The sequence below is a fragment of the Crocosphaera sp. UHCC 0190 genome (assembly GCF_034932065.1).
Lineage (GTDB): Bacteria > Cyanobacteriota > Cyanobacteriia > Cyanobacteriales > Microcystaceae > UHCC-0190.
Window position 1 is genome coordinate 74,300 of the sequence record NZ_JAYGHP010000005.1, and the last position, 20,853, is coordinate 95,152.

Sequence of the window (20,853 nt, forward strand, 5' to 3'; positions counted from 1 at the left end):
GGAAGGAGAGGGTCAATACTGCTCGGTTAAGTCCAAAAACTCTATGAGATGCGGAGTGTGGGGTGTGTGGGGTGTGTGGGGTGTGTAGGGGGTATGGGGGGAAGGAAGTTTATGGTTTTCCCTCTCTTCCCACCCGAACCTATCCCTGTCAACAGTTACCTTTAAGCTAAGGCTACGGCTGATTGAGGCCAACGGTTGACGGTTTTCCCCATGATAGATAATTCTTGCATCAGACGATCAAATTTATCGGGGGTTAAGGACTGAGGGCCATCGGATAAAGCTTTAGCCGGGTTGGGATGAACTTCAATCATTAAAGAATCGGTTCCTGCGGCGATCGCTGCGGTGGCCATGGAAGGCACATAATCAGATTTTCCGGTGCCATGACTGGGATCAATCATGATCGGTAAATGAGTTAAGAGCCGTAGAACGGGCAAAACAGATAAATCTAAGGTATTACGGGTATATTTACCATCAAAAGTCCGAATTCCCCGTTCACAAAGAATTATATTAGGATTCCCTGCCGCCAAAACATATTCGGCGGCCATTAACCATTCATCGATGGTGGCGGACATTCCCCGTTTCAGCAAGACAGGTTTATCTTGGGCCCCGACTTTTTTGAGGAGAGCGAAATTTTGCATATTTCTAGCCCCTACTTGGATCACATCGGCCACTTCTCCAATTTTATCTAAATCGGCGGTATCCATGACTTCAGTAATAATGCCCAGGCCACTCGCTTCTCTCGCTGCTGCCAATAATTCTAAGGCACTTTCTCCATGGCCCTGAAAAGCGTAAGGAGAAGTCCGGGGTTTATAGGCTCCACCCCGTAAAAAATGCGCCCCGGCTGCTTTAACCCGTTTTGCGGTTTCAACGATCATCGCTTCATTTTCCACGGAACAGGGGCCAGCGACCACTGCAATAGGATGATTTTTACCAATGGGGACGGGGCCATTGGGGGTACTGACCATGACTTCGCTATATTCCCCATGACGGAACTCTAAACTTGCCCGTTTAAAGGGTTTTTCTACCCGTAAAACATTTTCTATCCAAGGACTAATTTCTTGAATTTGTAGGGGATCTAGAGAAGCAGTTTCTCCCACTAACCCGATGACCACTTTATGTTTCCCGACAATTTTTTCGGGAGTTAAGCCCCAATTTTCAAATTCTTGATTAATGCGCTCAATTTCATCCGTGGGTGAACCAACTTTCATTACAACGATCATGAGTTTGCTTCCTCTGCTGTCAGTGATTGGGTGATGGTCTTGTTATGTCCTCATAAGTTTTTTTACCCTACTCTCAGGACACAACCGCGAAAACAGGCTAATTTTTTTTGGTTTCTTGTCTGGCATTGCGCCAAGCTTCAAGGGTTCGTCCTAAGTTGGCGGTAAATTCTTGCCATCCCCACCAACCGCCGACATGATTTTCATCCCATGAAGCGGAGAAGATACCATAACTTAAGCCTAACACTCCTAGGCCAAACAGTCCTAAACTGACAGCACCGACGGCCACAGTGGGAATTTCTAGCAATTTATGGCTAACAATCCAATAAAAAATGAAAAACGAGGACATTCCTAACCCAGTGGGAATTCCTGAAAAGATAGCCATGCGTCTGATCATGCGCTGACTAACATTATCGGGAATAGCACGGAGACTGGCATTTTTGGAGGGATCATTGGCTTTTTTTGGGGTGGAAAAGGTTTGAGTTGGTGTTACTTTCGGAGTCTTAGGCTTTTTTTTATTTTTTTGACGGCGTTCAAAGGGTAAGGAGTCGGGTGAGGAGTTAGAAGGCATAAGTTTTCAATAGGGTCAGAAATCATAGGGGGCGCAGGTTTTGCGCCCATCGGCAGTAATTCTGGGGCCGAATACTTGCCCCTGGTGGTTTTGAACTAACGACGGATACCCAGACGTTTAATTAAGTTCTGATAACGCTCTACATCTTTGCTACTAATGTAAGCCAACAACCGTCTCCGACGGCCAATCATTTTCAAAAGTCCACGACGGGAGGCATGATCTTTGGGATTTTGTTTCAAATGACCGGTCAATTGTGTAATCCGTTCTGTTAATAGGGCCACCTGCAAGTCAGGAGATCCAGTATCTGTCTCATGAACTTGATATTCACTCATGAGGGTTTGTTTTTGGGTAGCTGTCAAACTCATAGAAGTTATTGAATAAATGCTGCAATCTCCCATATTATCATTTATTTTTTGATCTAACTACCTTGAGTCGCCGACCCAATAGCGAGGCTTTAAATTCATTTCTTTGGTAAGATGCACTAGGGCAGATACAAGCCTTCCTCCTTCTTCAGTTTGTTGAGATTGCTAGCCGAATGACCACCACTATATCCCCCGATCAAGTTAATCAGATTGTTTACAACCTACATCATGACCCCTTTGAAATTTTAGGTTGTCATCCCTTGGAAGAAAATGGCAAACCCACCCAATGGGTTGTCCGTGCCTATTTACCCAAAGCACAAGCGGCCTGGGTATTATGTCCCACGGAACGCCAAGAATATTCTATGGAGTCGGTTCATCATCCCAACTTTTTTGAATGTATTATTGAAACCCCAGAACTTAATAATTATCAGTTACGGGTTAAAGAAGGGGAACAAGAAAAAGTTATTTATGATCCCTACGCTTTTCGCTCTCCCTATGTTACTGACTTTGACGTACACTTATTTTCTGAAGGCAACCACCACCGCATTTATGAAAAATTAGGGGCCCATCTGGCAGAAGTAGAAGGGGTAAAAGGGGTTTATTTTGCGCTGTGGGCCCCCAATGCGCGGAATGTCTCCATTATTGGAGATTTTAATCAATGGGATGGCCGAGAACACCAAATGCGGAAGCTTAGTAATATCCTTTGGGAACTGTTTATTCCTGAACTCGGCCCAGGAACTGCCTATAAATATGAAGTGAAAAACTGGGAAGGTCATATTTACGAAAAATCTGACCCCTATGGATTTTATCAAGAAGTTCGCCCCAAAACGGCCTCCATCGTGGCTGATCTAGACAGTTATCAATGGAATGATGGGGAATGGATGGAAAAGCGACGGAATGCTGATCCCCTCGCTCAACCGATTTCTGTTTATGAAGTTCATATCGGATCATGGTTACACGCTTCCTCATCGGAAAAAACCCCCTTACTTAATGGGGAATGTGACCCCGTTCAAGTGTCGGAATGGAATACGGGGGCCCGTTTCCTTAGTTACTATGAATTAGCGGATAAGTTAATTGCCTACGTCAAAGAATTGGGGTACACCCATATTGAATTATTACCCATCGCTGAACATCCTTTTGATGGGTCTTGGGGATATCAAGTCACGGGATATTATGCCCCTACATCCCGTTATGGCCGTCCTGAAGATTTTATGTATTTTGTGGATAAATGCCATGAAAACGGTATCGGGGTGATTGTGGACTGGGTTCCTGGTCACTTCCCTAAAGATGGTCATGGGTTGGCCTTTTTTGATGGCACTCACCTCTACGAACACGCTGACCCCCGTCAGGGAGAACATAAGGAATGGGGAACACTTGTATTTAATTATGGTCGCAATGAAGTCCGTAATTTCTTAGTGGCGAATGTGTTGTTTTGGTTTGATAAATATCACATTGATGGAATTCGGGTTGATGCTGTCGCGTCAATGATCTACTTAGATTATTGCCGTAAAGAGGGGGAATGGGTCGCTAACCAATACGGGGGACGGGAAAACCTCGAAGCTGCTGATTTCTTGCGTCAGGTTAATAGTGTCCTCTTTAGCTATTTTCCAGGGGTTCTATCTATCGCTGAAGAGTCCACAGACTGGCCGATGGTTTCTTGGCCTACCTATACAGGAGGGTTAGGCTTTAATCTGAAATGGAATATGGGATGGATGCACGATATCCTCGATTATTTCAGTATGGACCCTTGGTTCCGTCAATACCATCAAAATAACGTAACTTTCAGTATGTGGTATAACTACAACGAGAATTTTATGTTAGCTCTATCCCATGATGAGGTGGTTCATGGAAAGAGTAATATTATTGGCAAAATGCCAGGGGATGAATGGCAAAAGTACGCCAATGTCCGCAGTTTATTCACCTATATGTTTACTCATCCTGGCAAAAAAACCATGTTTATGAGTATGGAGTTTGGCCAGTGGAGTGAATGGAATGTTTGGGGTGATTTAGAATGGCATTTATTACAGTATGAACCCCATCAGCAATTAAAACAGTTTTTTGTTGATGTTAATGCTCTTTATAAACAGGAAGCTGCTTTATATAACCGCGATTTTGAACAGGAAGGGTTTAGCTGGATCGATTGTAATGATAATCGTCATAGTGTGGTATCTTTTATCCGTCGGAGTAAAGATCCTGAAGACTTTTTGATTGTGGTCTGTAATTTTACCCCTCAACCCCATAGTCATTACCGTATTGGGGTTCCTGAAGCGGGATATTACACCGAATTGTTTAATAGTGATGCTAAACAATATGGCGGTAGTAATATGGGTAATTTAGGGGGTAAATGGACGGATGAATGGTCATTCCATAATCTACCTTATTCCTTGGATTTATGTTTGCCACCGTTAGCGGTTTTGGTCTTCAAATTAGATCGGAAAAAACTCGCAGAAGTAACAAAAACTTCGGAAGTGTAAGATAGTTCCCTGTGGGGGCAATTCATGAATTGCCTCTACACAAGTCTATTGTATTAATCTATGATTAATGCTTCTTGCCATTGTATAATGATATCACTATATTCTTCTGCTTAAGTTTAGAGAAAATAGCACTATATTTCATTATTTTTTAGTAATTTATAATCAGAATTTCTCTAATTTTACCCCGACTATTCCCTTTAGAATTAATCATTCTTGTCGCATCAATACGAGTAATATTAAACCCTTTATATAATTCATCAAAAAACGGATCATCAACATAATTTGTTGGATCAGAATTACTCAGCATTTGTAAGGCCCCTTGCTTTGAAGCGATTATAAATATATCCTTTAAGCGTCGTTGTTCATCATCATTAAAATCTAAAGAACTATAAGCATTAAAACTCGCCGTTTGACTAATAGGACGATAGGGAGGATCATAATAAATAAAGGTAGATTCATCAACATAGTTCAGAACTTCAGCAAAGTTTTTGTGTTGAATTTCAGCAATTTTAAAAGCTTTATTAACAGCTTTTAAGTTAGTTTCATGGAGTATTCTAGGATTTTTATGACGACCAATTGGAACATTAAAATTACCCTTGCTATTGACGCGATATAATCCATTAAAACAGGTTTTATTAAGAAAAATGGTATAAGCTGCCCTTTCTACCCAATCTTTTGTATAATTATTCCCATCAATATTTTTATCAAATGTATTGTAAATCTTTCTTGTTTGATAATAAAAATCGCTTCTTTTTTCAGGGGTTAAACTAAGATAAGCTTTTTCTAAAATTGATAATTGATTAATTAAATCATCAACATGATTTTGAATCACTTTATAAAGAATAATTAATTCTGGATTTTTATCAAATAAATAAGCTTTTTTGAGGTGAAACTGAGAATAAACATCAAAAAATACTGCCCCACCCCCGAAAAATGGTTCTAAATAAGTCGTGATTTTTCCCTGTCTAAGTTGTGTTGGATATCTCTGTTGAATTTCTGACAATAATTGCGTCTTGCCTCCTGCCCATTTTAGCACAGGAGACGGTTTAATTAGTTGTTTTTGAGGGTAATTAGGAAAAAGTGATAATTGCTTAGTAATCTGAGAATTTATGTCATTGATCATTGAAAAAATTGTGTTTAAGGAGAAATGAGAGATTAAAACCCTTAAGGGTTTAGCTAGATAAACAAAACCCGTCTACACGGGTTAAATTTAGCATCCGAAGGGAGACTTTAATTTACATAGTATCAGAAAATGTTTATTAAGAAAATACAATCCCTCCCTTAAAAAAGGGGGGTTAGGGGGGATCAAAGACTTAATATTAATTTAACTCATCAGACTCTAACCGTCTTTGCCATTCTTGATCAATTCTATCAGATTGTTCTATTTCTTGTTCGATGATATCTTTTTCTGTGGTGTAAGTAATGTCAGATTTTGTAATCAGTTTTTGAGTGGCAAATTGACGCGCATAAGCTAATTTTTGTTTTAGGTTTTTGTCCTTTTCTTCTAATATTTTATTTCTGGCTTGTCGTTGACTATTTCGTTCTTCTATTTTACTATTTTTTTGTTGTACCCAAAAATAACGAATTAACGGCACTCCTAAAAAGGCGATCGCATAACCCAATAGTAGCCAATAAATAGAATTAATAAATAGAATAAAACCACCAAATTGAGCCACTAAATCAGGAGTTTTGAGAAATGATCCTAACACTAAAGCTAAAATAAAATTCAGTGCGCCTAAGCCAATACCAAGCATGATTTGACCACTGCTTGCTTCACTAAATCGATATAATCTCTCCCGTAAATAACTCGCTAAAGATTTTTGAGTTTGTTCTTGAACTGTGACTTGTAATTCAGGAAAATAGTAAATAATTTCTCCTTCTGGTGAGACTTCTGGTGTGCCATTAAAACGGGTTAAAACAGGTAAGATATAATCTTCTGTTTCTTGATTAGATTGATTAATATTATCGAGATAGGGGGCAACTTGTTCAGCAACTATCGAACCCTTATTATTACGAATAACTGTGCCAATAGCTTGCCAGCGACGCTCTTCTAAATTATAATTAGGATCGCCATCTCCAAATAAAAAGGAAAAAATAGCTTCTAAAAAGTTGAGATCACTTGAAGGCTTAGAAGTTTGAGAGCTTGAATTTGATGAATAACCGTAACGTTGGTAACGATAATCAGGATAAAAAATTAAAAATAAATTTGAGAAATTAGGAAAGAAAAATAACCCTCCACCGCCACGACTACTGCTAGAATCTCGATCATTTCCTTCTTTGCTGGAACTAATACCAATAATAATAACAGCAATAGCAATCATCATTAAAATAATCGAAGCAATTAAAATAACACCAAAAGAAATCCGAATTAAATAAAATAAAACTTTCCAAATTTTGTCCCAAGTTTCTTTAAGACGTAGTTTCCAGTATTTATTACGAAGAATTGTCCGAAAATCTTGAGGGAAAAGATAAACTATTTCTCCCGACTCTGCGACTTGTAAATGGCCAGCAGCATCAGAAGCTAAAGCTAATAATCCCTGTTGTGCTAAATTAACATTAAGCCCCGCTTGTGCTGCCACATCTCCAACGGTGACACGGTAGCCCAAGGTTTCAACGGATTTCATAATTTCAGGCTGAAGAGTCATAGGATGCCGTCCTCATTATGGGTCTTACTTTCATTATAAAAGAAATTAATTCTTTGACCCCTAGATTAAATCTATGACAACTATTATTAGTGTCCCTAAACTCAGGTGCATTAATTTTCGTTAACCTAGAATAGAAAGAAAGCCTAGAGGTATAGTTAATTACGATGAGACACAATCAAACCCTTTTTAAGTCTGCTCAAATTGGGTTAAGCTTAGTTGCTACCATGTTAGGGGTATTGTCTGCCATAATTCCGGCCCAAGCTGCGGAAAAAGTGGTCTTAAAATATAGTATCCTCCGAGAGTCTGTATCAGTTTCTGAATTAAGCACCTTAGCGAATAAAGGAGAAACCTCAAGTTCTCTAAAATCCTATCTAAAATTAGCTAATAAACAACCAGAAGACTTACGTCGTTTGTTAAATAATAATGTAGATGTTGATCCGGTTTTTTTATCAAAATTTTTAAATAGTTTTGCTGGAAATTTAATGCTAGATCCTGTGGGAGAAGTGATTCAAACCCCCTCAAAACGCGCCAGTAGGGAATCATTAAGAGGTGCATTAGTCACCTCTGCTTTATCAGATAAAAATATTCGCGTCATTGAAATTTTTGAGAATTATCCTACCTCAGAAATTCATGTCGATGGCGATCGCTTGGCCGAAATATATCAAGATATTCGAGGGTTTATGGATAAAGTCCCTCGTCTCCCTTTCTAACTCCCTTGTAACTGTTGGGTAAGATGAATTAATTCTGGTAAAATTAGCTGATCTAAAGCCAATTTTACGGCATTAGAAGACCCAGGCAGAGAAAAAATCATGGTCTGTTGATAAACACCTGCGATCGCCCGTGAGGCCATGGCCCGTGATCCAATTTCTTGATAACTTAAATAACGAAATAATTCCCCAAACCCTGGCAAAGTCTTCTCTAATAACCCGGCTAAAGCATCATAAGTTGTGTCTCTAGGGGCAATTCCCGTCCCCCCATTGATAATTATGACATCTACCTTAGAGGTTTCGGTTAATTGCTTAATTTGGGCTTTAATGACTTCAGGTTCATCTTTAAGAAGACAATAGTGAGTAATTTGATGGCCAGCAGAAGTTAGACGTTGTTGAATTAGTTGGCCACTGCGATCGCTTTCAGGGGTACGAGTATCACTAACGGTAATGATGCCACAACGGATGATAATCGTTTCTTGATCAGGATGGGGGGTTGACATAATTTTGGGGGTTAAAGGGGTGGTTTTCGGGGCGAACGGCTGTTCGCCCCTAGGGAACACTTTCCCCAATATCCCATGAGAGATTAAGCTTGAGAAAATCCGAGGTCATTTTCTTTTGCATAACGTTCCATAAACCGCATAAAACGTTCCCATTCCTCTGAAGAGTTCATAATTAAAATAGCTTCTACAGAAGTGGGTTTTCCATTAATGAATTTTCCCTTAACTTCGCGGGTGACAATTTCCCCTTCTTCGTCTACTAAATACATTCCGGTAATTTCATCGGTACTTTCTGAATTGAGAATATTGGGGGACTCAAAGCGAAAGGTTGCGGTTCCACTATTACCACTTTTGGCGCGAGTTAAACGGACTTCAGGAACGATAGGTTCTGACACACCACGAGAAAATTGAATTTCAGCCATGCTTGTTTGTTATCCTTAAATTAAATTTACATGATCCTCAATTTATCATTTTCTGGTTTGAGGGAACAGGAAATCAACGGAAAGGAGACTTTTCTCTGCGGGGGCCATCACTTTTCTAGGTTAGAGATCATCCTTTATGACAATACTTGAAGCGGAAGTTCATAGTTCACTGCGAGACTTTTTACGACAACAGGGACAACCTTTGTGGGATCATCATTTAACGATGGCCCGTTTGGTGTCTCGCGCGTTACGTCTTGATCGTTCTGCTATCATTCAAACGGGAAGCACTTTTGATCGTTATGGATTAAGTTATTTAATGCCTTGTTTACTCAGCGATCGCCCGATTTTATTGGTGGCTCCCTTAACGCTTCAACACCGTTTAAAACAACAAGAAATTCCCCATCTTCAGCAATGGTTAAACACCCATAAAGTTATTTTGACAGAGACAGATATCAATGAGGTCTGTTTTGATAATTTTACGGGATTATTAATGGTGTCGCCTCAAGTTTGGTTACGCGATCGCCTGGAGAATAAAGGGCTTTTTCCTCTGAATATTCCCACTTTAATTGATCAAGCTGACTATTTAGAGGAATGGACAAGAGACGTTTTAACTTTAACCATTTTTCCTGATGATTGGCAACAATTACAAATCAATTATCCGGCTTATGGTAATCTCATTCAAGAGGTTCGTCTCTATCTGCAAAGGTCAATTTTAAGTCATCCTCTTAGTCCCTATGAATATTGTTTACTTGAAGTTGAAGAAAAGGTTAGTTTAAACCATCTTTGTGAAGTAATACCTGAAGATTGGTTGCGTAAGTTTGGAGAGCAAATTACTGGAGAAAATCAACTTTTATGGGCTTCTATTGATCGTAAAAATCAAACTTTTTCCCTTCATGTCAGTCCCTTGGAAGTGGCTTCTATTTTAGGGCCTATTTGGCAAAGTTCTCCTGTGGTTTTGATGGGGGGATTTTTGGATAGTGATAAAGCGGCTCCGATTTATCGTGATACCATTGGCTTAACGGATGATATTCTTTGTTTAAAGTTTGCCCTTCACCGACAAAATGAACTGATTAAGTTATATATTCGTGACCGCTTACCGATGCCAAATACCCCAGAATTTCAAGGGGTTTTAATTGAGGAAGTAAACCATCTTGTTATGCTCTGTCATCAACGTTCAAAGTCAATTATTATTATTGTGGATGATGTACCATCAAAAGCACAAGTTGCTACAAAATTAGCGGCTGAATTTGGCTCACGAGTACAGGTGGAAAACACTGGACTTGATGCTAATGGTATTTTGGTAACTGGTTGGAAATTTTGGCATGAGAATCAGGCAATATTGCCAGTGCCTCAATTATTAATTATTGCGACTTTACCGATTCCATCTTTAGAAAATCCTTTAGTCTCTGCTCTGGTTTCTAATTATAAAAAACGTCATAAAGATTGGTTTCGTCTCTATCTTTTACCCACAGCTTTACAGGAACTACAACGAGCCGTAATGCCTCTCAGAGAGTCTCAAGGAATTGTCGCTTTATTAGATAATCGGGTTAATTATCGTAGTTATGGTAATCGAATTTTAACGGCTCTTGAACCCTATGCTAAAATTAATTACCTTGATATTAGTTGGTTTGACTCTTAAATTAGTTATCAGTTTTTTCAGTTATCAGTTATCAGTCATTAGTTAAAAATTATAGATTCAATTAATTATCAATTGATAAACTTGGGGTTAGGGAATTAACATCAATTATGAATTAAAAATTCACCTCTTCTAGCAGTCGGTAACGGTTAGTTGCAGAGATATAGGTTCGTCCTGGAATTTCATCAGGACTCAGATTTCGTAACACGAAGCGCATATCTGTCACGACACGGGGTACATTCAAATAATAGCCATGTTCTGACGCATCAGCAAAACGTGAGATAACGCTAGTACAATCGACGGGATAGACATTACGAGGAAGGTTATGGGGCTGAAGTGGGCCATCTGTTCCAAGACGGGTAGGATTACCTTTTAGATTGTCGCTTGCCCACAACGCTAAATCTCCTCGGTTAAAATAAACACTGGTACGGCTAGTAATCTTTGGTAAAGACAACAACTTGTAGTCAAAATCAAAGGCATCATCGTCCTCATCAGCAGCCATCATGAGAATTTGCTCAAATAGTCTCAGGAGTCGATTGTTAAGTTGTGTTTTCAATTCTTGTAAAGCGTGGCGCAACACATAATTGCCCATGCTATGAGCAATGAGATGGAGTTTTTGTTGACACCGTACCTCACGATGGTTGATGAAGTTAGCAACTTTCAGAAAACCACGAGCAAAAGCGGCACCAGATGCCTTGGCATCGAGACGATCATTTTGATAGGCTATAACGTTAGGTGATCTCGGATCAGTGAAAATTAAGTTACCGTCTGACGGCCAAGAAAATAAACAAACATTCAGTTTGAGGGGAGGGTTGGGATCTCCTGGATCATTAGTGGTCAAGATTTGATGAAGTTGAGCCGCAGAGGTTAAGGCTTGCCGAAAGCTGACATTAAAGCCATGAATAAAGATAATCGTATCTTCTGCATTCTCTCTCATCTCTTGGCTAACTTGCCGAAAAATAGCCTGACTACCCAACGCAGGGGGGTCAGCAAACAAATCTTCTGGCGCAACTTGAATTTGATATTCAGAAAAATTCTCACCTGTAACCTCCGCTTGTCCAAAGCGCAAGTTATTGAGTCCATTACTACTAAAGTTACTCCCAAAGTCAAAACCACCTGATAGGTCTTCTGAGGCTATTAAGTTACGATTGGTAGCAAAGTAAATCTTAGTCATTAGACATTGCAGCAGAAGCTTATTTCCTGAGATTCAAGAAAGATGGCCACCGCTACACCTCCATAGTTATTTTCTATCGCAATTGTATAACTAAACACAGACAAGAATTAATTGAGTTTAATCCTAAGCTTGAAATAAATGAAAAACCATTAAACTTTAGTTATTTACTATCAACAGGTCAAGAAGCCTTATCTAGCCTAAAAATTGGTTATCAACAAGGATATAAAACCTTTAAATGCAAAATTGGGGAAGGATTAAAAACTTGTGTCAGAAATCTTAAAACGTCTAGAAACTCGTTTAAATGAATCATGGATGCTCGGATATAATAGCCATTATTTTTATCAATTAACTCAATTTTACATCAATAATTTTATCGAGATAAAATCTAGTATTCTGTACCCTAAAATTATCTTGGCTCATCCCAAACCTGACCATTTTTTATCAGCTTTTTTAGCTGCTATGATTACTCAATGTCATCTATTTTTAGGTAATTATCAGTGGACAGAAAAAGAATGGAAACGAGTTTTAAATTTAACTCAACCAAACTTAATCTTAGGTCTTGATAATCCTCCCCAATTTAATCTTGATAATAATCAACAAAATTGTTTATTACCTGAGACAGCTTTAATTATGATTCCCACCGGAGGAAGCTCAGGAAATATTAAGTTTGCGATTCATACTTGGGAAACTTTATCAGCTTCAGTTCAAGGATTTACTCAATTTTTTAAAGTTAATCAAATCAACTCTTTTTGTGTACTTCCCTTATATCATGTTAGTGGTTTAATGCAGTTTATGCGCTCTTTTTTAACCCAAGGTAAGATCATTATTTATGCTTACTCAGACCTAAAGAAAGGACTTAAACCATCAAGAGATGTCCGGGATTATTTTATTTCTTTAGTCCCCACACAATTACAAAGATTACTAGAAATTGATTCCCATTGGTTAACAAACTTTAAAACTATTTTACTGGGAGGCGCACCCCCTTGGAATTCCTTATTAGAAACAGCTAGAAACTATCAACTTAACTTGTCTCCTACCTATGGAATGACAGAAACAGCATCACAAATTGTCACCCTAAAACCCCAGGATTTTTTACAAGGAAATCAAAGCACTGGACAAATATTACCCCATGCAAAAATTTATATAAATGAACCAACAAAAGTTATTAATGTTCAAGCAAAATCTTTGTTTTTAGGTTATTATCCTAACTTAAAAAAATCATCAATATTCGTGACAGATGATTTAGGTTATTATGATCACGAGCATTATTTATATATTATGGGAAGAAACAGTCAAAAAATTATTACAGGGGGAGAAAATGTCTTTCCAAAAGAAGTTGAAAATGCTATCCTAGAGACAGGATTAGTTAAAGATGTCAGTGTGATTGGAATTCCTCATCCTCAATGGGGAGAAGCTGTTACTGCTGTTTATGTTGCTCACACCAATTCTCTCAATGTACAAGATATTCAAACAGCTATCCGTAACCAATTAAGTTACTTTAAACAACCTAAATATTGGATTAAACTAGAAAAATTACCGAGAAACCAACAAGGTAAGTTAAACTATCAAATATTACAAAATATTGCCCTGACTCACATCAAACCTGGAGATAAATTACAATAAAAATAGTAAAGCAGGGACTCCTAAACAACGCCCCTGCATTAATTCCCTGAAAATTTCAGCCGTTTAATTAGGATGGCTGAAATTAGTAAAGCTCTTCTTCTTGGTGAGTCATAATGGTGCAGTCTCCAGCAGGACGAGCAACACAAGTTAAAATAAATCCAGCTTCCATTTGATCGTCATCTAAGAAAGATTGATCAGATTGATCGGGTGCTGTACCGGAAACCAGTTTACCAGCACAAGTAGAACAAGCACCAGCGCGACAAGAGTAGGGTAAATCTAAACCTTGCTCCTCAGCTACATCTAGAATGTACTCGTCATCGGGTACTTCAATGGTGCTGTTGATTCCTTCTGTCTCGTTGATTAAAGTAACTTTATAGGTTGCCATGAATTTGTGTCCTCTTCTTAGATGAAACAGTCATTTCCTCTTACGCTGAAGCTAAATAAGCAAATTAACTTCATCGGTAAGTCTCATCTCTGATACTACGAGAAAAAGAGCCTATGTAAAGAAGGGATTAGTAATGAGATTCTTAAATAAACTTAAAATAAGTTTTTCTTATGTTTGATGAACAATTAAGGATTCTCTAATTTTGTGAGGGTTTATTGAGTCTAACCTATGATAGATAGTCTTTTAAGCAACTTCAAGATTTAATGATTTTGCCCCTGATGGCTTCATCTATCAGTATTAGTTATCTTTATACCTATGATTGATGATTTGTACTTAGAGAGGGATAGGATAAGATGCTCAATAGTCCCTGCATTCATGACGTAAGATGTCTCTAACTCCTCAAATTTCTCAGTCATCTCCCCTTAAAGTTGGTATCGTCGGAACCGGATATGCTGCTCAAAGACGGGCAGAAACCTTTTTACAAGATGAGCGATCGCAATTATGTTTAGTGACAGGTCATACCCCTGAAAAATTAAGCAATTTTTGTCAATTATATAGTGTTTCTGCTTGTGAGACTTGGGAAGAATTAGTCACGGATAAAAATATCGATTTAGTGGTTATTTGTACCATTAATCGAGATCATGGAAAAATCGCTAAAGCTGCTTTAAAAGCTGGCAAACATATCATTATTGAATATCCTTTGTCATTAGATTTTACTGAAGCGTCGGAATTATTAACTTTAGCCCAAGAAAATGGGAATTTATTACATATTGAGCATATCGAAATTTTAGGGGGAATGCACCAAGCCATTCGTCAACATTTACCCGAATTAGGAACAGTATTTTTGGGTCGTTATACCACGATTGATTCCAAACATCCCGCTCCCCATTATTGGACTTATCATCATCAAATGTTTGGTTTTCCCTTCAAAGCTGCCCTGCCGAGAATTCATCGCTTTACCGATTTATTTGGAAAAGTTAACACAATTAATTGTCATGATCGCTATTGGGAAGCCGAAAAATCAGAGTATTATAAAGCCTTTTTATGTAAGGCTCAATTGCAGTTTAAAAATGGGTTAATTGCTGATATTATTTATGGCAAAGGAGAAACTTTTGTTGAAAGCGATCGTAGCTGGGAATTATACGGAGATCAAGGTAAAATAATCTTCAGTGGAATGGAAGGCAAATTAATTACAAAATCTGGCACAAAACCCATTGAATTAGAGAGTCGTCGGGGATTATTTGCTAAAGATACAACCCTAGTTTTAGACCATTTATTTGAGGGTAAACCCCTTTATCTTCAACCAGAATCAAGTCTTTATGCCTTAAAAGTTGCTGAGGCAGCGTTACAGTCTGCTCGATTAGGAGAAACTGTAAAAATCAGCTAATAATTCCACTATCAGTTGATCGGGATGACAGGATTTGAACCTGCGACATCCTGCTCCCAAAGCAGGCGCGCTACCAAGCTGCGCTACATCCCGTAACGTGCCAATCCATTATAACCCAAATTTTCAATATTCACAGAGGGTCATTAATCAGGATACCAAAACATTCCCTTAATGCCTTCAGGATCAAGCACAAACCCTAAACGACGATAAAAGTCAATTACATGGGGATCAGCAAATAGGGTGATATTGCTAATATCTTCCCCTCTGAGTTGATGAATCATATACTTCATCATCGCCTTTCCCAGTCCTTTACTCTGAAACTTGGGATGAATGACAACATCCCAGATTGTCGCATTAAACGCATGATCTGAGGTAGCACGGGCAAACCCAATCAAGCGTCGTTGTTTTCCCTTGACTTCCCAGGCGGAAACCACCATAAAACTGTAGGTGAGCGCACGTTTAACTTTGCGTAGGGGGCGACGGGCCCAGCCAACTGCATCACAAAGTTCTTCTAACTCATAGAGATCAATTTCTCGTTCTCTACTAAAAAAAATGCGAGATTGGCCCGCACTTTGGCCTTTAACTTCTACCAGTTCATGATCGAACTCGGAAGTTTGGTCAGTCGTCGATAGGTCAGGATTATTAAACAATCGTTTCCAAAAAACCATCAGAGTGAAAGATACAACCCCTGTCTGATAAGCATCCCCCCAGAATAAGCCTCTAGGCAATCTAAGATTGACTTGGGGATTACTGGGTTCGGCTTGCCTTATAATTATAGTCAGTACACCAGAATTAAGTCGGTTAATCAGTACCGATTGATCAAAGTGACTGATTCCTAATTAGCATACAAGCTTAATATATTATTGGGCCTCTTGCTCTATTTAGCCACCAAATGGGTCATAAGTCGAGGCCAATAGACCAGAGAAAAGTTAACAGAGCCGAAAATGATCGGAGGATTTATTCTTTGTTTGAGCCATTGTATCCCGTTAGTTTTCATTAAGTTGAAGTGCAGTTGAGTTATGAAACCGAGGGTTTTTATTAGTTCATCGATTGAAAGTTTGGCAGTGGCCGAAGCCGTTCAAAAGAATTTAGAACATCGGGTAAAGTCAACGATTTGGACTCAAGGACTTTTTGAGTTATCAAGTCATACCTTAGAGGATTTAATGGTGACATTAGAGCAGTTTGACTTTGCTATCTTTATTTTTTCATTCCATGATATTGCTCTTCTTGAGGAGAAAGACTATCAATTGGTTCGGGATCAGGTGATGTTTAAATTAGGCTTATTTCTCGGAAGGTTGGGCAATCAACGCTGTTTTATCATCTTGCCTAAAAAAGTAAAAAAGTTTAGTTTACCGACGGATTTTTTAGATGTAAGATCGATTACCTATGAGCCTAACAGTCAAGAGGATAATTTATTAAGGGTGCTTGATTATGCTTGTTATAATATACAACAGATTATCAGTCAGTTAGGGTTTCTTCCCAGCACGCTAAACAATCAAAATTCCCAAGCAGATAGTTTCAATTCTTTTAAGTTAAATCGAAAAGAAATTCAGATTTTATTAACCATAGTTTCTCAATTCCAGGGTCGCTTATATGACGAGCGAAAATCCGCTTTTATTCAAGTTAAACCCCCCCTAATTCCTGAAAAGATTTATGCCAATCTACAATCAGAAATTGAGTTAGATTATTATTTAGATAGTCTTCAAGATAAAGGATTATTAGATATCATTAACTGTCTGACGAAAGAAGGTCGTAAATATCTGGTCGAAAATAACTTAATTCAATTTATTCTGAGCAAGAAAACACATGGCAGTCAATCGGGTTAGAATTGGTAAAGATAAAGCAGACTTAGTGCAATCTTTAGTGGATTTTAATGGCGGGGGTGGCCCTTTCCAAACTTACGCTGATGTGATAGTTTTTGCCGCTACTCTAGGGGCAAAATCTCAGGGACGGGTTCCCCTTCATGTTATTTCAAAAGAACCGGCCCCCATTAGTTTAGAAATCTTTGTTTCTAGAGGCTATGATGCGGTGATAAAACTGTTAGCGATCGCCGAAACCAATGATCCAAAAATTCTCTCAGTTTACGAGACAGACGCGGAAAATGAAAGGGTACAAATTTTTGAAGAATATGCTAATGGTGGCTTGGAACTGTTACAACAAGAATTAAAGGGAGTTGTTGACTATTCAGACCATATTTTATTGCTTTTAAATCTAGAAAGATTTCCTCAAAATTCCTCAGATCAAGAGTTTGATTTAAGTCGATTTTTATAATGGTTATACTAATGAACTCAAAGACTAGCAAAAAACGACTAAGAAAAAAGATCATCGAACAGCGCAAAAATTTATCAGAATCTGTCTGGAAAGAAACTAGTGATCGCCTCTGTCAAACCCTGCAATCATCCCTCTTATTTCAACAAGGAAAAACCATTCTGGCTTACTTTCCTATTCACCGTGAACCCGACATAACCCCCCTATTTAATTCTAATCATCATTGGGGCTTTTCTCGTTGTCTTGATAATCATTTGGTTTGGCATTCTTGGACTCCTCAAGACCCTCTAATTACTGGAAAATATGGCATCTTAGAACCTGCTCCCACTGCGCCAATTTTAACGGCTGCTGAGGTTGATTTAATCCTGATTCCAGCAGTTGCCTGTGATTATCAAGGTTATAGATTAGGCTATGGTGGGGGTTTCTATGATCGTCTCTTAAGTTCCCCCCAATGGCACAGTATTCCGACGATGGGAATTATCTTTGAATTTGCTTTACTTTCTCAACTTCCTGTTGACTCTTGGGATCAAAAATTAACCGCAATTTGTACCGAAACCAAACTGTTAAGTATATATGCCTAAGATTTCATTAATTAAGATTCATTAACTTACTGCATAAACACAAAGTAATTTTGCTAACATGGGGTTCAGGATGATGGAATTTAGACTTACTTTTTACGAAAACTAACAACGATTAGATTATCGAACCGACTATGAAACATTTCTGCGATGACTGGATTCAAGAATGGTGTGAAGACAATGGATGGACAGATTTAGTCAGAGAACCCTATAACAATTATTGGGCTTTTCCCCCTGGTGCTGTAATGCCTGAACCCATTCCCGCAGAGGTGTTGCGCCTAATTAAAGCCACAAAAGGGTTTTGTGAAGAAGAGAGAGCCTGGTTGTTGTGGGCTGTTGCCCTCTCAGTGGTATCAGTTGGGTTTACTTATTTTTTCAAGAGTCCAATGCCGATTGTTTTCGCCTTCGCCTTTGATGCCATCGCCGCAGCTAAATTAGAAGTTGAAGAAATCTAACTTATTGTCTGAAGAATCAAATAGGCTAAAATAGCATTATGTTGATTCGAGCAGATTAGAATTTACCCATGATTTAACCCTCTGCCACCTCTTAAACGGGATGTGGCAGGTTTTGGTTGTTTATACTTTTAAAGGCAAATCGATTTAGTTTGAGGCAAACAATGATTCAATTTGGCGATTCTCCACCGGATGATTTAACAAATCAATGGCGATATCAATTAGATCGCTTTGTTCAAGAAAATTCAGGCAGCTTAGCGGCCTTGTCCTGGGGACTTTTAGCAGAATGGGGAGACAGTCGAGATGCCCTAGGTATTGATTTACAACCCCAACCTCATTTTGTTCGTTGTTCACGACCAGCGATTGAAGAATTGAACCGAAAAGTTGATCGAAAAATTCAAGAAATATTAGGAATTTTAGATGGCTATAATCCTCAAGAAGAAGTCGCAATTCTTGCCATGAGTCAAGGACAAATTAAGTTAATTCATTATAGATCTGAACCGACACCTCCCCAATGTTTTGATGAAAAAAAGCAGGATTTAGATAGTTTAATTCAAGAATTAGAAACCATCATGAGTCAGCAGATAAAATCTTAACGAAACAGTTGACAAAGTTCAATGGCTTTGGTTTGTAAAGTAGCCACCGCTTCACCTCCCCGTTTTAAACTACTTTCTAATTCTAGTAGAATTGGCAGGGTTGCTAATAGTTGTTTCCCGGATAAATTCTGTAATTCTTGACGTAAAAAATAGAGGCGATTAGGATTAGAAATATCTGCCGCACTAGCAATCACTTTATTATCCTTTTCTCCGGCTTCAATTTGTAATTTAATAATCGCCCAAGCCCGAAATTGTCCCACCAAAGTGGCTACAATTCTTAAGGCTGGTTCATTGCGAGAAATTAACTCAGCAATAAGTTGTAATGCTAAGGCTTGATTCCCATTACGAATTGATTGGGCCAACTGTAAACTATTCTGAGTATTGCTATTAACTAAAAGTCCAATAATATCAAGATCTAATGGATTCTTTTGCTGCTCTGCATAAAGGCGTAATTTTTCTAAGTCATTCCATAATTGTCGGCTATTATTGCCCACTGACTCAGCGACTAATTCTATGGCCCTTGGAGTTAACTTGACCCCAATTTCTTGGGCCACTTGTTTGACTTGATTCACTAATTCTTCAGTTTTCCAAGGAGAAATCGGCGAATATTCTTTAATTTCAGCATATTTTTCCAATAATTTGCTTGATTTAAGCCGTCGATCCGGTTTTTTGCTGGAAGTAAATAACAAATGAGCAGTTTCAGGAAGGGCTGGTAAAATTCGCTGTAGTTGCGCTAGGATATCTTCAGGACACTGTTGACAGAGGGTAGATTCTACCACCCAAACCAGTCGCCCTCCCAGACCAAAGACAGGGGTCATGGCTTGATTTAATGCGTCAACGGTTGCTTGGGGTTGATCTCCAGGAATTGTATGATAATTAAATTGAATCCAACTGGGATCGAGAACCCGATCTTGTAGTTTTTTGACGGCTTGGGCGATCGCAAAATCATCTTCACCCCAAAATAAATAAATCCCCATCTTTCCTTTTTTGTATTATCAATAAATCTTTATAAAAAAGTGCGACAAAATCAGAGAAAATAAGAAGATGAGAGTCGTTACATGATTAGAGGAAATTAGCTTGGACGAAACCTATCAAATTTATGTAAATCGGGTAGCCTCCCTCACTTTACCCGCGACCTACCAAACCCAACTAAAGAATATCCAAAAATCCCCAAAATTTCAAGAGGGACAACCCATTGCTTTCCCTGGCTATACTATCTTAACTCCTCCCTATCAAGATGATTCCATCAACGAAGAATTTTATCACCAATTAACCTTGGTACAACAGCAATTATTAGCTAGAATTGAGCCAAAAATTCTGATTCCTGTTCCCCCAGAAAGTTTTCATCTCACTGTCGCTGATTTAATCTGGGATGATAGTTATCGATTAGCCGTTCAAACAGATGGGGAATTTGATGATAAAATTCAACAAAGAATTACTGAAAGCTTTAATAATTATCAAAAGTTTAGTCAAGATACTAGAAAAAGTCAATGGCAAATTTTAGGATTATTAGTATTTCCTAGGGCATTAGTTATCGGGCTAGTACCTTGCGATGAATTATCCTACAGCAAGGTTTTTGAACTAAGACGGGCCATTTATCAAAATGAAGATTTAATCGCCTTGGGAATTGAACAGCAATATCATTTTACCGCTCATATTACATTAGGTTATTTTGATGAAATTCCTACAGAATTAGAGCGAGATTCTTTAGAGTCAATTCTTTTATCATTTAATGATCAATGGATGGAAAAAGAACCCCAAATTTTAACCATTGAACAAGTAGAGTTAAGAAAATTTGAAGATATGAATAATTATTTACCGAGTCCGAGTAATCCCTCCGTTAAAGTTTAATATGA

The 20,853-nt window shown here is 38.4% G+C and carries 22 protein-coding genes and 1 tRNA gene; 11 read left to right on the plus strand and 12 right to left on the minus strand.

Annotated elements, in window-relative coordinates:
* Nucleotides 1-161: 161 nt before the first annotated feature.
* The 3 genes from aroF to rpsO all read right to left on the minus strand — a co-directional run bounded on the left by aroF (nucleotide 162) and on the right by rpsO (nucleotide 2,153).
* Nucleotides 162-1,220: a 3-deoxy-7-phosphoheptulonate synthase gene (aroF, locus tag VB715_RS09555; protein ID WP_323300973.1), complete on the minus strand. Its 1,059-nt coding sequence runs from the start codon at nucleotides 1,218-1,220 to the stop codon at nucleotides 162-164.
* Between the two features lie 97 nt (nucleotides 1,221-1,317).
* Nucleotides 1,318-1,788 carry a PAM68 family protein gene (locus tag VB715_RS09560; protein ID WP_323300974.1) on the minus strand — a complete coding sequence of 157 codons (471 nt, stop codon included), beginning with the start codon at nucleotides 1,786-1,788 and terminating at the stop codon, nucleotides 1,318-1,320.
* 95 nt (nucleotides 1,789-1,883) lie between these two features.
* Entirely contained in the window at nucleotides 1,884-2,153 is a 270-nt protein-coding gene (rpsO, locus tag VB715_RS09565) for a 30S ribosomal protein S15 (protein ID WP_323300975.1), read from the minus strand.
* A gap of 170 nt (nucleotides 2,154-2,323) precedes the next feature.
* Between rpsO and glgB the strand changes: the two genes are divergently transcribed.
* On the plus strand, nucleotides 2,324-4,624 hold the full coding sequence (gene glgB, locus VB715_RS09570) for a 1,4-alpha-glucan branching enzyme (RefSeq protein ID WP_323300976.1): 2,301 nt from the start codon (nucleotides 2,324-2,326) through the stop codon (nucleotides 4,622-4,624).
* A 148-nt stretch (nucleotides 4,625-4,772) separates the two neighbouring features.
* On the opposite strand, the gene VB715_RS09575 is transcribed toward glgB, so the two are convergent.
* Both VB715_RS09575 and VB715_RS09580 read right to left on the minus strand, forming a co-directional pair.
* Nucleotides 4,773-5,747, minus strand: coding sequence for a Dam family site-specific DNA-(adenine-N6)-methyltransferase (locus tag VB715_RS09575; RefSeq protein ID WP_323300977.1), 975 nt, complete (start codon nucleotides 5,745-5,747; stop codon nucleotides 4,773-4,775).
* Nucleotides 5,748-5,943: 196 nt separating this feature from the next.
* Nucleotides 5,944-7,269, minus strand: coding sequence for a hypothetical protein (locus VB715_RS09580; RefSeq protein ID WP_323300978.1), 1,326 nt, complete (start codon nucleotides 7,267-7,269; stop codon nucleotides 5,944-5,946).
* A gap of 164 nt (nucleotides 7,270-7,433) precedes the next feature.
* On the opposite strand from VB715_RS09580, the gene VB715_RS09585 reads away from it, so the two are divergent.
* The gene (locus VB715_RS09585; RefSeq protein ID WP_323300979.1) at nucleotides 7,434-7,979 is read left to right on the plus strand and encodes an alpha/beta hydrolase; all 546 of its coding nucleotides are present in this window, start codon (nucleotides 7,434-7,436) and stop codon (nucleotides 7,977-7,979) included.
* Here VB715_RS09585 and VB715_RS09590 read toward each other — a convergent pair.
* Together VB715_RS09590 and psb28 are read right to left on the minus strand one after the other, a co-directional pair.
* Nucleotides 7,976-8,479 carry a MogA/MoaB family molybdenum cofactor biosynthesis protein gene (locus VB715_RS09590; protein WP_323300980.1) on the minus strand — a complete coding sequence of 168 codons (504 nt, stop codon included), beginning with the start codon at nucleotides 8,477-8,479 and terminating at the stop codon, nucleotides 7,976-7,978. The genes VB715_RS09585 and VB715_RS09590 overlap by 4 nt on opposite strands.
* An 83-nt stretch (nucleotides 8,480-8,562) precedes the next feature.
* Nucleotides 8,563-8,898: a photosystem II reaction center protein Psb28 gene (gene psb28 / locus VB715_RS09595; RefSeq protein ID WP_323300981.1), complete on the minus strand. Its 336-nt coding sequence runs from the start codon at nucleotides 8,896-8,898 to the stop codon at nucleotides 8,563-8,565.
* A gap of 136 nt (nucleotides 8,899-9,034) precedes the next feature.
* Here psb28 and VB715_RS09600 point away from each other — a divergent pair, with 136 nt between their 5' ends.
* Nucleotides 9,035-10,537, plus strand: coding sequence for an ATP-dependent DNA helicase (locus tag VB715_RS09600; protein WP_323300982.1), 1,503 nt, complete (start codon nucleotides 9,035-9,037; stop codon nucleotides 10,535-10,537).
* A gap of 112 nt (nucleotides 10,538-10,649) precedes the next feature.
* Here VB715_RS09600 and VB715_RS09605 read toward each other — a convergent pair whose 3' ends face one another.
* The gene (locus tag VB715_RS09605) at nucleotides 10,650-11,708 is read right to left on the minus strand and encodes an alpha/beta hydrolase (protein ID WP_323300983.1); all 1,059 of its coding nucleotides are present in this window, start codon (nucleotides 11,706-11,708) and stop codon (nucleotides 10,650-10,652) included.
* Nucleotides 11,709-11,972: 264 nt separating this feature from the next.
* On the opposite strand from VB715_RS09605, the gene VB715_RS09610 reads away from it, so the two are divergent.
* On the plus strand, nucleotides 11,973-13,331 hold the full coding sequence (locus tag VB715_RS09610; RefSeq protein ID WP_323300984.1) for a 2-succinylbenzoate--CoA ligase: 1,359 nt from the start codon (nucleotides 11,973-11,975) through the stop codon (nucleotides 13,329-13,331).
* Nucleotides 13,332-13,413: 82 nt separating this feature from the next.
* Here the strand turns inward: VB715_RS09610 and VB715_RS09615 are convergent, their stop codons facing one another.
* Entirely contained in the window at nucleotides 13,414-13,716 is a 303-nt protein-coding gene (locus VB715_RS09615) for a ferredoxin (RefSeq protein ID WP_323300985.1), read from the minus strand.
* 385 nt (nucleotides 13,717-14,101) lie between these two features.
* Here VB715_RS09615 and VB715_RS09620 point away from each other — a divergent pair, with 385 nt between their 5' ends.
* Nucleotides 14,102-15,103 carry a Gfo/Idh/MocA family oxidoreductase gene (locus VB715_RS09620; RefSeq protein WP_323300986.1) on the plus strand — a complete coding sequence of 334 codons (1,002 nt, stop codon included), beginning with the start codon at nucleotides 14,102-14,104 and terminating at the stop codon, nucleotides 15,101-15,103.
* Nucleotides 15,104-15,122: 19 nt separating this feature from the next.
* On the opposite strand, the gene VB715_RS09625 is transcribed toward VB715_RS09620, so the two are convergent.
* A tRNA-Pro gene (locus VB715_RS09625) sits at nucleotides 15,123-15,196 on the minus strand.
* Between the two features lie 50 nt (nucleotides 15,197-15,246).
* Nucleotides 15,247-15,771 (minus strand): GNAT family N-acetyltransferase, encoded by a 525-nt coding sequence (locus VB715_RS09630; RefSeq protein WP_323300987.1) that lies wholly within the window; start codon nucleotides 15,769-15,771, stop codon nucleotides 15,247-15,249.
* 351 nt (nucleotides 15,772-16,122) lie between these two features.
* Between VB715_RS09630 and VB715_RS09635 the strand changes: the two genes are divergently transcribed.
* From VB715_RS09635 to VB715_RS09655, 5 genes are all read left to right on the plus strand, one after another.
* On the plus strand, nucleotides 16,123-16,929 hold the full coding sequence (locus tag VB715_RS09635) for a TIR domain-containing protein (protein ID WP_323300988.1): 807 nt from the start codon (nucleotides 16,123-16,125) through the stop codon (nucleotides 16,927-16,929).
* Nucleotides 16,910-17,374, plus strand: coding sequence for a DNA phosphorothioation-associated protein 4 (locus VB715_RS09640; RefSeq protein ID WP_323300989.1), 465 nt, complete (start codon nucleotides 16,910-16,912; stop codon nucleotides 17,372-17,374). Before VB715_RS09635 ends, VB715_RS09640 begins: the two co-directional genes overlap by 20 nt.
* A gap of 11 nt (nucleotides 17,375-17,385) precedes the next feature.
* Entirely contained in the window at nucleotides 17,386-17,952 is a 567-nt protein-coding gene (locus tag VB715_RS09645; RefSeq protein ID WP_323300990.1) for a 5-formyltetrahydrofolate cyclo-ligase, read from the plus strand.
* 131 nt (nucleotides 17,953-18,083) lie between these two features.
* Entirely contained in the window at nucleotides 18,084-18,404 is a 321-nt protein-coding gene (locus VB715_RS09650) for a hypothetical protein (protein ID WP_323300991.1), read from the plus strand.
* A 161-nt stretch (nucleotides 18,405-18,565) separates the two neighbouring features.
* On the plus strand, nucleotides 18,566-18,997 hold the full coding sequence (locus VB715_RS09655) for a hypothetical protein (protein ID WP_323300992.1): 432 nt from the start codon (nucleotides 18,566-18,568) through the stop codon (nucleotides 18,995-18,997).
* On the opposite strand, the gene holA is transcribed toward VB715_RS09655, so the two are convergent.
* Entirely contained in the window at nucleotides 18,994-19,974 is a 981-nt protein-coding gene (holA, locus tag VB715_RS09660; protein ID WP_323300993.1) for a DNA polymerase III subunit delta, read from the minus strand. The two genes, VB715_RS09655 and holA, sit on opposite strands and share 4 nt — an antisense overlap.
* 100 nt (nucleotides 19,975-20,074) lie before the next feature.
* Between holA and VB715_RS09665 the strand changes: the two genes are divergently transcribed.
* A complete protein-coding gene (locus VB715_RS09665; protein WP_323300994.1) occupies nucleotides 20,075-20,848 on the plus strand; it encodes a DUF1868 domain-containing protein in 774 nt (257 codons plus the stop codon).
* Nucleotides 20,849-20,853: the final 5 nt, after the last annotated feature.

Bases quoted from the DNA above. Each gene is read 5' to 3' on its own strand.
- VB715_RS09575 (WP_323300977.1), bottom strand. From the start codon at position 5,747: ATGATCAATGACATAAATTCTCAGATTACTAAGCAATTATCACTTTTT.
- holA (WP_323300993.1), bottom strand. From the start codon at position 19,974: ATGGGGATTTATTTATTTTGGGGTGAAGATGATTTTGCGATCGCCCAA.
- glgB (WP_323300976.1), top strand. From the start codon at position 2,324: ATGACCACCACTATATCCCCCGATCAAGTTAATCAGATTGTTTACAAC.
- VB715_RS09600 (WP_323300982.1), top strand. From the start codon at position 9,035: ATGACAATACTTGAAGCGGAAGTTCATAGTTCACTGCGAGACTTTTTA.
- VB715_RS09580 (WP_323300978.1), bottom strand. From the start codon at position 7,269: ATGACTCTTCAGCCTGAAATTATGAAATCCGTTGAAACCTTGGGCTAC.
- VB715_RS09630 (WP_323300987.1), bottom strand. From the start codon at position 15,771: ATGGTTTTTTGGAAACGATTGTTTAATAATCCTGACCTATCGACGACT.
- VB715_RS09615 (WP_323300985.1), bottom strand. From the start codon at position 13,716: ATGGCAACCTATAAAGTTACTTTAATCAACGAGACAGAAGGAATCAAC.
- VB715_RS09605 (WP_323300983.1), bottom strand. From the start codon at position 11,708: ATGACTAAGATTTACTTTGCTACCAATCGTAACTTAATAGCCTCAGAA.
- rpsO (WP_323300975.1), bottom strand. From the start codon at position 2,153: ATGAGTTTGACAGCTACCCAAAAACAAACCCTCATGAGTGAATATCAA.
- VB715_RS09560 (WP_323300974.1), bottom strand. From the start codon at position 1,788: ATGCCTTCTAACTCCTCACCCGACTCCTTACCCTTTGAACGCCGTCAA.
- VB715_RS09590 (WP_323300980.1), bottom strand. From the start codon at position 8,479: ATGTCAACCCCCCATCCTGATCAAGAAACGATTATCATCCGTTGTGGC.
- aroF (WP_323300973.1), bottom strand. From the start codon at position 1,220: ATGATCGTTGTAATGAAAGTTGGTTCACCCACGGATGAAATTGAGCGC.
- VB715_RS09650 (WP_323300991.1), top strand. From the start codon at position 18,084: ATGAAACATTTCTGCGATGACTGGATTCAAGAATGGTGTGAAGACAAT.
- VB715_RS09585 (WP_323300979.1), top strand. From the start codon at position 7,434: ATGAGACACAATCAAACCCTTTTTAAGTCTGCTCAAATTGGGTTAAGC.
- VB715_RS09640 (WP_323300989.1), top strand. From the start codon at position 16,910: ATGGCAGTCAATCGGGTTAGAATTGGTAAAGATAAAGCAGACTTAGTG.
- VB715_RS09645 (WP_323300990.1), top strand. From the start codon at position 17,386: ATGAACTCAAAGACTAGCAAAAAACGACTAAGAAAAAAGATCATCGAA.
- VB715_RS09655 (WP_323300992.1), top strand. From the start codon at position 18,566: ATGATTCAATTTGGCGATTCTCCACCGGATGATTTAACAAATCAATGG.
- VB715_RS09620 (WP_323300986.1), top strand. From the start codon at position 14,102: ATGTCTCTAACTCCTCAAATTTCTCAGTCATCTCCCCTTAAAGTTGGT.
- VB715_RS09635 (WP_323300988.1), top strand. From the start codon at position 16,123: ATGAAACCGAGGGTTTTTATTAGTTCATCGATTGAAAGTTTGGCAGTG.
- psb28 (WP_323300981.1), bottom strand. From the start codon at position 8,898: ATGGCTGAAATTCAATTTTCTCGTGGTGTGTCAGAACCTATCGTTCCT.